12 protein-coding genes are annotated in these 13693 nt (G+C 55.6%); 1 reads left to right on the forward strand and 11 read right to left on the reverse strand.

The genetic code is table 11. The features are described from left to right. Positions 1-84: 84 nt before the first annotated feature. The 10 genes from YBN1229_RS15385 to YBN1229_RS15430 form a co-directional block, all read right to left on the reverse strand. Entirely contained in the window at positions 85-573 is a 489-nt protein-coding gene (locus YBN1229_RS15385) for a chemotaxis protein CheW (protein WP_046478417.1), read from the reverse strand. 12 nt (positions 574-585) lie between these two features. After that, on the reverse strand, positions 586-2709 hold the full coding sequence (locus YBN1229_RS15390) for a HAMP domain-containing methyl-accepting chemotaxis protein (RefSeq protein WP_046478416.1): 2124 nt from the start codon (positions 2707-2709) through the stop codon (positions 586-588). Beyond that, positions 2706-3230, reverse strand: a complete 525-nt coding sequence (locus tag YBN1229_RS15395; RefSeq protein WP_244464912.1) for a chemotaxis protein CheW — start codon at positions 3228-3230, stop codon at positions 2706-2708. The genes YBN1229_RS15390 and YBN1229_RS15395 overlap by 4 nt, the downstream gene beginning before the upstream one ends. After that, on the reverse strand, positions 3227-5233 hold the full coding sequence (locus tag YBN1229_RS15400) for a chemotaxis protein CheA (RefSeq protein ID WP_046478415.1): 2007 nt from the start codon (positions 5231-5233) through the stop codon (positions 3227-3229). The genes YBN1229_RS15395 and YBN1229_RS15400 overlap by 4 nt, the downstream gene beginning before the upstream one ends. Then, a complete protein-coding gene (locus YBN1229_RS15405) occupies positions 5230-5598 on the reverse strand; it encodes a response regulator (RefSeq protein WP_046478414.1) in 369 nt (122 codons plus the stop codon). The genes YBN1229_RS15400 and YBN1229_RS15405 overlap by 4 nt, the downstream gene beginning before the upstream one ends. After that, positions 5595-5939 carry an STAS domain-containing protein gene (locus YBN1229_RS15410; protein WP_046478413.1) on the reverse strand — a complete coding sequence of 115 codons (345 nt, stop codon included), beginning with the start codon at positions 5937-5939 and terminating at the stop codon, positions 5595-5597. The genes YBN1229_RS15405 and YBN1229_RS15410 overlap by 4 nt, the downstream gene beginning before the upstream one ends. Before the next feature lie 752 nt (positions 5940-6691). Further along, positions 6692-8299, reverse strand: coding sequence for a GMC family oxidoreductase (locus YBN1229_RS15415; protein WP_046478412.1), 1608 nt, complete (start codon positions 8297-8299; stop codon positions 6692-6694). Positions 8300-8382: 83 nt separating this feature from the next. Further along, a complete protein-coding gene (locus YBN1229_RS15420; protein WP_046478411.1) occupies positions 8383-9666 on the reverse strand; it encodes a TRAP transporter large permease in 1284 nt (427 codons plus the stop codon). Between the two features lie 13 nt (positions 9667-9679). Continuing rightward, positions 9680-10210: a TRAP transporter small permease gene (locus YBN1229_RS15425; protein WP_046478410.1), complete on the reverse strand. Its 531-nt coding sequence runs from the start codon at positions 10208-10210 to the stop codon at positions 9680-9682. A gap of 89 nt (positions 10211-10299) precedes the next feature. After that, the gene (locus YBN1229_RS15430; RefSeq protein ID WP_046478409.1) at positions 10300-11520 is read right to left on the reverse strand and encodes a TRAP transporter substrate-binding protein; all 1221 of its coding nucleotides are present in this window, start codon (positions 11518-11520) and stop codon (positions 10300-10302) included. Between the two features lie 419 nt (positions 11521-11939). Here YBN1229_RS15430 and YBN1229_RS15435 point away from each other — a divergent pair, with 419 nt between their 5' ends. Further along, on the forward strand, positions 11940-12695 hold the full coding sequence (locus YBN1229_RS15435) for an IclR family transcriptional regulator (protein WP_160298722.1): 756 nt from the start codon (positions 11940-11942) through the stop codon (positions 12693-12695). Positions 12696-12716: 21 nt separating this feature from the next. Here YBN1229_RS15435 and YBN1229_RS15440 read toward each other — a convergent pair whose 3' ends face one another. Continuing rightward, positions 12717-13442: a sulfite exporter TauE/SafE family protein gene (locus tag YBN1229_RS15440; protein WP_090230040.1), complete on the reverse strand. Its 726-nt coding sequence runs from the start codon at positions 13440-13442 to the stop codon at positions 12717-12719. Between the last annotated feature and the right edge of the window lie 251 nt (positions 13443-13693).

Below are 13693 nucleotides of genomic sequence, written 5' to 3' on the forward strand. Positions count from 1 at the left end.
CGCTAAGAGCTCCATCAGAGACACATATGGAGAATGAGAAAGGGAAGGATCGCGGAGCACATCGATGCACTCCGCGAAGTATTTCTAGGCCGCCCGTCCATCAGCCTGATTAGACGGAGCGATGACGGAGATTTCGCTAGCCTCAAAGAGCCGGTTTAAATCGAGAACTGTAACAAACGCACGGTGCCGCCGGCCGATTCCCGCGATGAACTCAGACCGCCATTTGACCCCAATCTCCGGCGGCGGTTCGAGGTCGGGCTCATCGAGCACCGTAACCTCAAATACGCGGTCAGTTTTGAGACCAAACGTAAGCTCACGCCCTGAGACCGTGACATTGAGCACGATGATACGCGTGTTCTCAGTGTCCTCGCTCGCGTCGAAGCCCAGCTTCCGGCAGAGATCAACCACCGGTACGCCCTGCCCTCTCACATCGATCATTCCGAGAAGATAGTCGGGTGCATGCGGCAGACGGGATACGAGTTGTACTTCCAAAATCTCTTGCACCCGCTCGACTGGCACCGCGAGCAATTCGCTCGCGATGCCAAGGGTGACATATTGGGCCATGTCAGCCATGAGTGTCCCCCTTTACGCCGCACCCTGGCGTTTGAACTCAGCGTCGAGTTCGTCGGAACCCTCACCCATGTCGAACGAGAAGCCACCATTTGCTTTCGCCGGACGCTTGGCTGCAATCTGTGGAGCTGCAGCTTTAACCGCATCCTGCAGAGCCGCGACTCCCGACTTAGCGGAAGGTGTCATACGACGTGCGCCCTGCGTCTTGCTGGCTGTGCGAACTTTCGCGGACACAACTGAGGTTTCATCCAGCTTGAAGTAGCTGATTGAATTCTGCAGCTGCTCTGCCTGAGTAGCGAGTTCCTCCGCGGTCGAAGACATTTCCTCAGCGGCCGAGGTATTCTGCTGGGTGACCTTATCAAGCTGCTGTATGGCAGCGTTGATCTGACTTGCCCCAGCATTCTGCTCGTTGGACGCCGCAGAGATTTCGGAAACAAGTTCCGCCGTTCTCTTGATGTCCGGCACCAGCTTGGAGAGCATTTCGCCAGCCGACTGCGCCGATTTCACAGTGTCACCAGATAGTCCGGAGATTTCCTGAGCCGCCGCCTGGCTGCGCTCCGCAAGCTTACGCACTTCCGACGCCACCACGGCAAAACCACGACCATGCTCACCAGCGCGAGCGGCCTCTACCGCAGCGTTGAGCGCCAAGAGATCGGTCTGACGAGCAATCTCTTGGACGATCATAATCTTCTCTGCGATCGTCTCCATGGCCTTGACGGCGTCACCGACAGCCAACCCTGAAGCCTCTGCATCAACCGCAGCCTTACGGGCAATGGTTTCGGTCTGGCCGGCGTTATCAGCGTTCTGCTTGATATTGGCAGCCATCTGCTCAACCGATGACGACGCTTCTTCGGTGGAGGATGATTGCTCGACAGCACCCTGGCTGAGCTGCTCGGCAGCCGCAGACATCTCCTGACTACCCGAGGCAACGTTACGCGTGGCCGAGGTCACTTCACCAATAATCTCGCGAAGCTTGAGAGTCATGTCATTGACGGAAGCCAAAAGGCTCGTCGTGTCGCCTTTGCGCGTGGCAATCTCAACACCCAGATTTCCAGACGCAACTTCGCGCACCATTTCCTGAGCATACGCCGGCTCACCACCGAGCTGACGCATAACATCACGAACGATCCATACTGCCATACCTATTCCGATCAGAGCGGCCGCGGCAAGAAAGGCAAGCAACATCATCCGGCTGGACTCATAGGTTGCATCAGACGCGACCTTCGCTTCATCCAACTGGCTGGCATTCAGCTCAAGGATGGATTGGAATGTGGCGACAGCTTTGCTGCGGGCCTCCGCAGCGGAGCCGTTCGCGAGTTCAAATGCTTTCTGATTACCGTTTTCCACGGCAACATCACGGACCTGATGCAGAACTTTGACCCATTCGGCATAGCGTGCATTGAAAGAATCCAAGATGACACGATCGCCGTCACTGAGACGCGAGTGGACCGCCTCGAGCCTTGTCTGAAGCCCTGCCAGGGCTTCATCCATAGCCTTTGAATAGCGCTCCACAGTGCTACGGTTGTCCAGCGAAAGAATGATATTCTTTGAGATGCGCTGAAGATTCATCATCTCGGGAATGACTCTTTCGATATCTCGGAAGACAGCGAGCGAAGCCTGTCCAGCCTCAACCTCACCCCTCATTCGATCTGCTAGACGCAACAATTCTGCATTCGCGGCATCAAAGCCCTGCCGTTCCTCGTTCTGAGACAGACGGCGTGCCCTGAGGCTCGACTGAAGCCGCGCGAAATCCTGAATCTTTTCATTGAGAGAAATGTAATTCTCCCAAGCTGAAAGGAAAGCGTCAGCACGACGTTTTCCTTCATCGCTGGAGGAAGCCCGCAGATTAGCCAATTCTTCTTGGATCTTCTTGTCTTCATCCGCCATCTGCTTCGCGAACTGATCCATCTCCTCGACCGAGGTTGCAAGGATCATATTCTTTTCATCGCGTGTCACGCGCAGTGTACGAGCATTGATCCGGTTCGCCATGCGGATACGCTCAACCTGACCGTCCAATACGGCGTCGAAGTTCTCATTGAGCTGCGCCATGCTGGTAATTCCGAGGAACATCCCCCCGGCAGACAAGAGGACGACAGCAGCAAATGCCATCCCCAGTTTGAATTTCAATGTAAGTCTCATTGGTCTACCCTTCCCTCCGATGCCAAGGCGTCTCCGCCCCCGTCCACTCCAAAGATTCGCCCCAGATCGGGGATGATGATAAAATTCTCCGCGTGCTTACCGATCCCGCGCACATATTCAGACCGCCAGCGCATGCCGACCTTCGGCGCCTCTTCGATGTTCGCCAACTCGATGTCGGTGACGTCATGAACCCGGTCAGCGAGAATCGCCGCGATTGTCGGTTCGCCATCCAGTTCAATTTCGATCACGACAATGCGGGTGTCGCGTCCTGGCGGAGGACGATCCATGCCGAACATCACCCTAAGATCGGCCAGCGGAACGACCCGCCCCCGCACATTGATGAGCCCGCCCACGAAAGGACGTGCGTTGGGAACTTCGGTAATTGGAACGACATCGAGAATCTCGCGCACGCTTTCCGCTTCTATGGCGAAGACTTCATCCTGAAGTCCCAGGGTCAGCGCCCGCATCATTGGGCCAGTCGCCGCTAAGTCGGTTTCGGTCTTTATAGCTGCGTTGCTCATGCCGCCCTCCCGCTGTGCATGTTCCTCAGGCGCTCCTCGAAATTTTGCCCAAAGCGAACGAGGTGCACGACATCGAGAATGAGCGCGACCGTGCCATCCCCAAGGATGGTCGCCCCGGAAAAGGTCTCGACATCTGAGTGCAGTTTCGAGAGTGACTTGATGACAGTCTGGTTGTTGCCAAGGATCTGATCGACAACGAGTCCGACCCGATGCTCACCGGCCGAAACAATGACCACCTTCTGGTGGAGATCAGCCGGCGCCTGCGTCTTGAAAAGCTCCCGCAAACGCAGGAACGGGATCAGGGAGCCTCGGATATTCAGGAAGTTGCGGCCTTTGCCACCTGAGGATACGGCGTTCGGCAACTCTACGCATTCTTCAACCGCCGAAAGCGGGATGGTGTATCGACTGTTCCCAACCCGCACCAACATGCCGTCGATGATTGCCAGCGTAAGGGGCAACCGCAGAGTGACAGTCGTTCCTTCGCCACGCGTCGAGACAACGTCAATGCTGCCACGCAGCGCATCGATTGTACGCTTGACCACATCCATGCCGACGCCGCGACCCGAGACGGAAGTAACTTCCTTCGCCGTCGAAAACCCTGGATGGAAAATGAGTTGGAAGAGATCATGATCGGCGACCTTCGCATCAGGTGCGACCAACCCAACCTCTTCCGCCTTGGCCCGAATGCGTTCGACATCAAGCCCTGCGCCATCGTCGGTGATTGAGATTGCAACCTCGGCCCCCTTATGGACCGCGGCAAGCTTGACACGGCCTCGAACAGGCTTCCCAGCCGCCGCACGACGCACGGGATCCTCTAGACCATGATCAACGGAGTTCCGGATCACGTGAACCAGCGGATCGGCCAGCCGTTCAATGACGGTCTTGTCGAGTTCGGTCTCTTCGCCGGATGTGAGGAATTCGATATCCTTGCCAAGCTCGCTAGATAGGTCGTGAACCAAGCGACGGAAACGACCAAACAGCGTACCGATAGGCACCATGCGAATACCCATGGTGGTATCGCGCAACCCCGAAGCAAGCCGCTCAATCTCCTCGGCAACCGCCTTGAGGCTGCCGTCATCGCTCACCGACGCGATTTGCAAGAGACGCGCCTGTGCAATGACCAATTCACCCACGCGGTCCATAAGCTCATCGAGGCGTTCCGCTGGAACACGCAAAGATGAGCTCGCCTGCTCGGATGAACCTGGCTTGCGTCCGCCTTGCTTGATCTTCGATGCTCCAGATGGCGCGTCGGCAGACAAAGCCGGGGCGACGGCATCACCGTTCACGCCTACAGGAGGAGCCTCTATCAACTCGATATTGAGGTCCATGCCATCGCGAAGGAAGATGAAAACGTCTTCAATTGCGTCCTGCCCGCGCGTCGTGTTGAGCACCACGTCCCAGTGCAGATAACAAACTTCGACGTCAATCTCCTCAAGCAAGGGAACGTCATCACTCAACGCCGTAACGATGCAGTCGCCCAGCTCTCTCAACTCGGCAAGCAACAACGCGGGATTTGTCCCGAGCATGAGCGCATCGTCCGGCAACCGGAATCTGATCCGCCAGCTTTGCATACCCTCGGCTAAAGGCGTCGGTTCGGCTACAGCAGCGACATCCTTTGGTGCGGCGTTCTTCCCGGTTGCAACGATTGACCTCAGTTCCCCAAGGATCGGCGCACCCCCAGCCGCATGAACACCTGGCTCTGCAATAAGCTTAGTGACATGGTCCTTTGCAGCGAGCGCAATGCTAATGAGCTTCGGGCCAATATCGGCCTTGCCCTTGCGCACCTGATCAAAGGCCGTCTCAAAGTCATGCACGAAGTCTGCAACTTCATCGAAGCCGAACATGGCCCCAGAGCCTTTGAGCGTGTGCAACGCCCGAAATGCGGTGTCAACGAGATCGCGATCCTCCGGATTTTGGTCGAGATCAAGAAGTGACTGCTCAAGGCTTTCCAGAAGTTCACGCGCCTCCTGGCGAAAAGTTTCGTTTGGATCTGTTGCTGTCATGACCCTGCAATCTTTTTGACTACGGCCAACAACTGGTCCTGTTTGAAGGGCTTTACGATCCACCCGGTTGCGCCAGCCGCTTTAGCTTGACTCTTGAGCTCTTCGTCGGATTCCGTCGTCAGAAAAACGATCGGAACGCCGGCGCTGGAAGGATGCGCACGATACTTGCGAATAAACTCAATACCCGTCATGACCGGCATATTGAGATCGGTAATAATCGCATTGACCTTATTGGAGGTCGCCTTGGCGAAACCCTCTGCGCCATCGGCGGCTTCAATGACGGTGTAACCCGCACCAGTCAAAGTCATAGCCACCATCTGCCTTACAGAAGCGGAATCGTCGATTGTAAGTATCGTCTTACTCATAGCGTCTGCCCCTCCAGGCCTTTGCCACCAAACCAAAAGGCCGCATCCAGATTGCAGCCCCCGCCCTGCGTTCCACTCAGCCCGATTTCAGCAAGCGTTCCGCGAAAATTTTCAGAACTATTCGATGAAATCGTCAGCGCTTTGCCTCTAGCGCTCGCGCTTTTGCGAGCGGCAATCAGAAGTTGGACAATACTGACATCGACACTTGTCAATTCGCTGAGGTCGACTTCCACTGTGTCAAACTTCTCAAGCGCCTGAACGAGTTTCGCACAAGTGTCTTTGGCGTCCTGTAAGCCAAGACCACCAGCAAGCGCGATTTTGGCGCGCCGTTTCCGAGCCATATCCTGCCCCCCCATTTATCACCGGCCACAAATTCTGAACCGATATCCGGACGCCCCCACGCCCGCTAATACACAAAGCTTCAAACCAAAAACTTTGTGCGCAACGCCCCACATCGAAAGCTGTCTAAAATTACATCGATGGTGACGTCATTACTCAGTAGTAATGCCGAAAAAATATTAAATCATTTATTACTCGGCGACCGATTTTGAAAAAAATGTTGCCGCACCTAAATCAAACAAAGGATCGAAAATCGCACTGAAAAAAAATGCACAGATTCATCTGCAACAAAAATTCAACAAGTCGAGTCTGAGAGTTCCAACGAGCAAAATGCGGAAGTCTTCAATTCAAAAATCAACGCACAGAAATGGAAAATAATTTCGCCGCATGTTTGGCGAAACCATAGGTTCGATTGATCGCATCAATTGATGGAGAGGATGCACAAACGTCGATTAAAGAGGAAGTCGGCGTTGGATCGTCGAAACGGAAAACTCTCACACGCAAGAAGAATAATAAAGCGCGGCTATCAACACCGACGGATGTGGCTTCTCAGAACTTTAGCGCGTCCACTTCAACACCCGCACGCCCTGTTAGGGCGCGTCACGGGCGGCACGTTAAAATCAAGATGCCCAAGCCTATTAATTCGCATAGGCGAGATAACGGTCTTAGGGTCGGCCCAAAAGGCAAACACATAAACGGCCGCGCAGCTTTCGCCGCACGACCGTCATGCATCCCCGAACACTCAAAGGAAAACCTAGGCCGCGGCATCCTCGGCAATCATGTCGCTTGCCTTTTCACCGATCATGATCGCAGGAGCGTTGGTATTGCCGGACACGATCCGCGGCATGATCGAGCAATCTGCGATCCTGAGACCGCGTACGCCACGCACCCGCAGCCGCGGATCAACAACCGCACGATCATCAGGCCCCATGCGGCAGGTTCCCGTGGGGTGATAAATCGTCGTTGCAGTATTGCGCGCCCATTCAAGGATGTCCTCGTCGCTCGCCACATCCGGCCCCGGACGGAACCGCGATGCAATCTTTCCGGCGAGCGGTTGCTCCTCTGCAATCCGCATCGCAATACGGATGCCGTCGACAATCGTCCGCTGATCCGTACCTGTGGCAAGGTAGTTCGGATAGATCTTCGGATATTGCAGCGGATCTGGACCGCCGATCCGAATCTCGCCCTTGCTCTCGGGGCGCAGTTGGCAAACCGATGCCGTAAATGCTGAAAACGGATGCACGCCTTCGCCGGGACTATCTGCAGACCACGGCTGAATGTGAAACTGGATATCAGGCGTTGCAACAGCGTCGTTTGTCCGCATGAACCCGGTCGCAAGGCTTGCCGCCATCGTCATCGGACCAGCCCGGAACATGATGTACTTGAGCCCAATCCGCGCCTGGTTGAACAGACTACGCACCTCATCATTCAAGGTCGGTTCGTTGCACTTGTAAACCAATCGTGCCTGCAAGTGATCTTGCAGATTCTTGCCCACTTCAGGCTGATCGACCACTGGTGAGATGCCATGCTCCGCAAGTTCCTTTCCTGGCCCGATTCCGGAGTACATAAGAATCTGCGGAGAACCGATCGCACCTGCGCTAAGGATCACCTCTCGCTTGGCGCGCACCAAGCATTCAGAACCATGATGAGAAAGCACGACCCCAGCTGCACGTCCCTCTTCGATCAGAAGGCGCTTTGTCTGCGCGTGCGTAAAGATCTGCAGGTTCTTACGGTGCTTGATCGGATGCAGATAGCCGACAGCCGTACTGCAGCGACGTCCCTTCCGAGCTGTTAGCTGAAAATAGCCAACACCCTCTTGCGAAGCTCCGTTGTAGTCAGGATTGAACGGATATCCCGCGTTCTGCGCAGCAGCCACCCATGCATCACAGATAGGACGGCTCAACCGCATATTCGAGACAGCAAGCGGACCACCGACACCGTGGAAATCGTCCTCACCACGTTCTTGATCCTCTGCGCGCTTGAAGTAGGGCAACACGTCATCCCAACCCCAACCGACGTTCCCCATCTGACGCCAGCCGTCGTAGTCTTCTTTCTGGCCACGCACATAGAGCAAGCCATTCAGTGAGCTTGAACCGCCGAGCACTTTTCCGCGCGGCCACTCCAGCCGACGGCCGTTCAGTCCCTTGTCCGGCTCGGTCTGGTAGCACCAATCGACACTCGGGTTATGCATTGTCTTGAAATAGCCGACCGGCACGTGGATCCAGGGGTTCCAATCGCGACCGCCCGCTTCGAGGATCGCAACGCTTACCGATGGATTGCTGCTGAGCCGATTGGCGATAACGCAGCCCGCCGACCCAGCGCCGACGATCACATAATCGAATTCACCCCAAGACTTAGGCATGCTCTCTCCCTGCCCCGGCTCTCGCCGGGGTTCGGACCATATTCAATTGATACTTCGTCAGTGCCGTCTCGCTGCGCCCGCCCTTACATGAATTGCGTAAGCCACAGCGAGAGCACAGGAAATGCCGCTACGAGCGCCCAGACAAGAACCAGGGCGACGAAGTAGGGCACCACGAACCGGACAAGTTGCAGGTACGGCAGAGACGTCACGCTAGACGCCACATAGAGATTGAGTCCGTACGGTGGCGTAATGAAACCGATAGACGCGCCGACGAGGAAGATCACCGCGAAATGCACGGGATCCACGCCGACGTGCGCGGCAAGCGGCGCGAGCACTGGTGCCAGAATGACGGTAACCGGAAGGCTCTCTAGGATCGTACCGGTAATCAACACGATGGCCATGCAGACTGCCAGCGTCACTGCGTAACCACCACCGAAACTCATGACGAAATCACGGATCGCCTGCTCTGCGCCCATAAGCGAGAACATCTGCTGCATCACGATTGAAATCGCGATTAAGGGAGCGAGCAGACCGGTAATCTGGCCTGAACTCATCAGGATCGAAGGCACCTGACGTAGCTTGATTTCCCGCGTTACGAACGTACCGGCCACGAAGCAGTATCCCACCGTCATCGCAGCAGCTTCCGTTGGCGAGAAAATGCCGGAGTAAATTCCGAACAGAACGATGAAGATCGCCAAGAAGCCAAGATAGGCTTTAGCGCCCGCTATGAGCGTTTTCTTCAGCGAAAAGGCAAATGTCATTCCCCATCCGTTTCGCCACGCCATGTAGAGCGCAACCAGCTGCATCGCGATGACCATCAGGATGCCCGGCAACAGGCCCGCGATAAACAACGTGCCGATGGGCAGGTTCATAATGAACCCGTAAACGATGAAGATAACACTCGGTGGAATGATGATGCCGACCACACCTCCTGCCGCGATCGTCGCGGCTGCAAAACGCTTGTCGTAGTTCTCATCAACCAGCTGCGGATACATGATCTTGCCGATCGTCGCGGTCGTCGCAGCGTTGGAGCCGGAGATAGCAGCAAAGAGGCCGCAAGCGCCAAGCGTAGAAATAGCCATACCGCCTGACAGCCAGCTTAGTGCTGCGCGCGAAAAATCCGTTAGCCGACGGGCGATACCCGCAGCACTGATCATGTCACCCGTCAGGATAAACAGCGGCAAAGCCAACAAGCCGAAGAAGTTGATGCCTTCGAACAGTGTCGTCGGGATATTTGAAAGTGTGAAACCAATGGCATTGCTTGCCATCACGATCCACAGCCCAAGCACCAGAAAGACCGGAACGCCGATCAGGAACAGTACAGTTCCCCCGATCGAGGCAAGGATTACAAGTGTTGTCGTATCCATCGTTTCCCCGCCCTTAGTTGCTGCCAATGGAGGCGGTAAACGTGAACGGCTCACTACGCCGAAAACGTCCGATATCCTCGATGATATTTTGGAGTGATCTCAGAACGAGCATCCCCCAACCCACCGGAATGGCGAGATAGAACCACCACTGCATCACATCGTCGGTACCCGGAACGATCGCGTAGTTGTCGCGAAGCAGCTGAACAAGATCGATCGAATAGTAGATCACCATCGTGCCAAAGCCGATCCAGAGAATGTGATCGAGCAACGTGCATAGAAATTGAAGCACGTAAGGCATTGAAGCCCGCAGCTCGGTAAAAGCGAGATGGCTGCGCCGCCGAACGTTATAAGCCGCCCCGATCCACGTGATCCAAACGAACAGATAAACGGGAATCGTTGTCGACCATGGCGCCTGCTGATTGAAGGCAAAGCGCTGAATAACTTCGACGAAAATGATCGAAGTCATGGTGCCGTAGGCGAGAATGATGAGATATCGCTCAAGATTGGCGTCAAGCCACTTGAACGGCTTCACAATCACGGACATGGAGTCTTATTCCGCTGGGTTAGGTAGGATAAAGTCGGCACAGCACAACAGTGGCTACCAATGTGCTGTGCCATTGCGACTTTGAGGGCTTATGCCTTCCACCAGCGCTGCGGAGGCACGTTCACCGGGCTCGTATCCTCTGGGATTTCGCGAGCGATGTCGTAGATCGTCTTGTAGACGTCCTGTCCGCCGGACCAGCCGTTCAACCGTTCACGCCATTGCTCCCAAGGCTCCGGCTTGAACTCAGGCGAGCACATCTGCTCGGTCCTCTTCAGCTCTTCCTTCGAAAGCACGGCGACCTTGACGCCGTACTCATTGAACAACGTTCCCGGACGCGGCGGGTTCGTTGCACCCACGATGTCGACCAGGGCCGCTTCGTGACAGCCTTGGACGTGCACCTGCGCGGTGTAAGACGATTCCATGATGGCATCCTGCAGATGCGGCTCGAGCTTGTTGAAGACGGGAGCGCTCATGGCCGTGTGTTCCGTCCCGCAGAAGAAGCGGAGATCAACCGCCTGCCCGAGAACTGGCGTCATGTTGGCATAGGCCGCAGCACCCATCCAAGTTTCCGCGCCGTCGATCAGCCCCTGGCGCAAACCATCGAGCGTTTCTTCCCAAGCGATCGGAACGGGATTGAGGTTCAAAAGCTGCATCGCGATACGGCCAAGCTGTGTGCCGGTAACGCGGTTCTTCGTGCCAGCGAGATCTTCAATCTTGGTAACGACAGGCTTATCAGCCCACTTCTTGCCGAGCATCAGGCCACGAAGTTCGCAGTGCGTAAAAAGGAACTTGATCTTGTGGCGAGCTTCTAGCGGCTCACGAAAGACCTTGTTGCTCTTCGGGCTGTAAAAGAAGTGATACTGCGAAGCCCGTGTAGGGAACATGTAGGCAAAGTCGAGAACGTTGTAGTACGGCGCGTTGCCTGCGGAGTTCTGAGTCGACGCCGAAAAGATCTGTACAATGTCCTGCTGCGTCTTCTGCACGCAATCGAGCTGACCGCAGATCTGGTTGGAACCCAGGAACTCGACACGAATTTCACCGTCGGTGCGATCCTCGAGATCCTTTGCAAAAAATAACTGCCCCGATTTTTGAATATTCAGGTTGTTCTCGTTAAAGCCCGACGCACCGAATTTCAGCGTGTGCTTCGCCGGTTTCCGCTTCTTAGCAGTTTCTTCCGCTGCCCGCGCCAAGCTGCTGGCAGTGACGACACCCGACATCCCTGCCAGAGCAAAGAGCGTTGAGGTCCATCCGTATTGGAACGCTATGCGGCCGAGGTCCCGTCGGCTCAATCCCTTTGCCTTAAGCTCCATGTGCGTTCTCCCAAAATACCGTTTTTTATGTTCCGGCAGGTGGACTCAGCCACAGCCGTAGACATCATCTTCACCAGAACCAATTATCGTCATTTGAGACGATACATATCATTTGAGCTGCTTTATAGTGTCGACGCAATACAAATTCCGTGCTGCATCGCAGCATCCCACATTCAAATTCGCGGAAAATGGAACGGCCTACGACTAAGGGCGCAGGAATTAAACGGACTAGGAAACAAGTGATGTAGACATCCAGACCTTGATGTAGGCAGAGAAAAGCAAATCAATGGACGTGCGCTCCTAGGCGCGAGCATCAAAAAAACTTTGAAAGAAAATCAGCGGAAATGCCCCTAGCAAAAGCAAAACTTGGACCCTCGCGCACACGGCCAAAGGCTGAGGAACGGGAAACGAGCTCGGTAATGCTGCGCGCCATGAGCGTCATATCGGCTGTCGCAGAAAACGAAGGAACTCTCTCGGTCGCAGAGATCGCAGCCAAGATCGGCTTACCCAAGCCAACTGTACACCGCATGTGCCAGCAGCTCGAAGCAGCGGGCTATTTGCTGAGAGATATCGACAGCCGGCACTACGGTGTGGGCCATCGCCTTTGGCACCTCGGCCTTGAAGTCGTAAACGCCGGCATGAAACCGGAACGCCGCGCCATCCTTCAGAAGCTCGTCAACGAGATCGGCGAAACCTGCAATCTCTCCATGCGCATCCACGATCAATCCATCTACATTGACCGTGTCGAATCACGCTGGCCGCTTCGCATGCATCTAGAGCCAGGTTCGATGGTGCCGCTCCATTGCACAGCCAGCGGCAAACTTTTCCTCTCCGATATGAACCGGGCCCGACGGCAGAAATTGCTCTCGGTTACACAGCTGCCCACGCACACACCGCGCACCATAACGGACCTGGACGCGATGGAGCGAGAGATCGAATTGATCCGCAAACGCGGCTACAGCATCGACGACGAGGAGTTTCTTGAAGGGCTCGTCGCGCTGGCTGTCCCGGTGCGCAACAAGCAGGGACGCGTTGTCGCCGGCATAGCGTGTCACGGCCCGACAGCGCGGCTGACGCTCGACCAAATCCTCTCATTCCTCCCGTCGTTGAGAAACGCCGCTGCAGATTTGGAAGACACGCTGCCCACCGACGACGCGGACAAGGATGACGTCTAGCTGACGGGTCAGCTACACCTGTCACATCGACAGATATATCCCATAGAGTCCCGCGAGCAGCAGAATACCCAGCGCCACGCGCCGATAGGTGAGTTCGTTGGAAGACCGGAACATGCGACTGCCGAGCCAGGTGGCAAGCAAAAAGCCGGGCATCAACGCCACGGCCGTGAAGAGAACATCTCGCGTAATCAACCCGCGCAAACTCATCAGGGCTATAAGAGCCACAAGCGTAAGCGCAAAGTATCCAGTGAAGTTCGCACGATTGACCCGAGCTGGCGCGTCACTCGACAGAAGATAGACCATGACCGGAGGATTTCCGAGGCTCGTCACCGCCATCAAAAATCCAGAGAGCCCCCCCACGGCAACACTCAGCATCGTGGGACGGCGCCCTTCATAGCGCCAACCACTCATTAAGAGCAGCGCCGACAACGAGACCAGAAGCGCAACGCCAAACTGGATACTAGCTCGGTCGAGACTAACGAGAAACCATCCTCCCAACGGCATGAGCGCCGCGGCTGCTAATCCCATCGGCGAGATCATGCGCCACTGAATGTCGTTGCGTACTGACGGCAACAACTGTGCTGTCGCGACAATCTCAATGAGGATGATGATGCCAACTGTTTGGACCGGCCCAAACAGATGAACAAAGAACGGCGCCATGAACATGCCGGACCCGACACCTGCAAAGCCGCGCAACAAACCTGCCGCCACAGCAATCCCCACAGCTGCGATCAACTCTTGTGTCATCTTCCCCTCGCGCCAAGGCGGCGGAGATTGCACGGGGAGAACCTCAGGAGCAAGCCCTTTGCACGCAAGCCAAACGGCTAAGGCTCCAGCTCCAAGAGACAAAATAGATGTCGCAACAAGGCCCTGTGCCATCAAGACAACACGCTGTTGAGAACTGCCTCCTCACCGGACTCTATAGCCATCGACTATTGCAATTTGTATACAAAAAGAGTTAGGAATCGAAATCTAAGATGCTAGGGTAACCCACCCAC

The sequence above is a fragment of the Candidatus Filomicrobium marinum genome (genome assembly GCF_000981545.1).
GTDB classification, from domain to species: domain Bacteria; phylum Pseudomonadota; class Alphaproteobacteria; order Rhizobiales; family Hyphomicrobiaceae; genus Filomicrobium; species Filomicrobium insigne.

Coding starts and splice junctions, on each gene's coding strand:
- YBN1229_RS15385 (WP_046478417.1), bottom strand. CDS start 573: ATGGCTGACATGGCCCAATATGTCACCCTTGGCATCGCGAGCGAATTG.
- YBN1229_RS15390 (WP_046478416.1), bottom strand. CDS start 2,709: ATGAGACTTACATTGAAATTCAAACTGGGGATGGCATTTGCTGCTGTC.
- YBN1229_RS15395 (WP_244464912.1), bottom strand. CDS start 3,230: ATGAGCAACGCAGCTATAAAGACCGAAACCGACTTAGCGGCGACTGGC.
- YBN1229_RS15400 (WP_046478415.1), bottom strand. CDS start 5,233: ATGACAGCAACAGATCCAAACGAAACTTTTCGCCAGGAGGCGCGTGAA.
- YBN1229_RS15405 (WP_046478414.1), bottom strand. CDS start 5,598: ATGAGTAAGACGATACTTACAATCGACGATTCCGCTTCTGTAAGGCAG.
- YBN1229_RS15410 (WP_046478413.1), bottom strand. CDS start 5,939: ATGGCTCGGAAACGGCGCGCCAAAATCGCGCTTGCTGGTGGTCTTGGC.
- YBN1229_RS15415 (WP_046478412.1), bottom strand. CDS start 8,299: ATGCCTAAGTCTTGGGGTGAATTCGATTATGTGATCGTCGGCGCTGGG.
- YBN1229_RS15420 (WP_046478411.1), bottom strand. CDS start 9,666: ATGGATACGACAACACTTGTAATCCTTGCCTCGATCGGGGGAACTGTA.
- YBN1229_RS15425 (WP_046478410.1), bottom strand. CDS start 10,210: ATGTCCGTGATTGTGAAGCCGTTCAAGTGGCTTGACGCCAATCTTGAG.
- YBN1229_RS15430 (WP_046478409.1), bottom strand. CDS start 11,520: ATGGAGCTTAAGGCAAAGGGATTGAGCCGACGGGACCTCGGCCGCATA.
- YBN1229_RS15435 (WP_160298722.1), top strand. CDS start 11,940: ATGCTGCGCGCCATGAGCGTCATATCGGCTGTCGCAGAAAACGAAGGA.
- YBN1229_RS15440 (WP_090230040.1), bottom strand. CDS start 13,442: ATGACACAAGAGTTGATCGCAGCTGTGGGGATTGCTGTGGCGGCAGGT.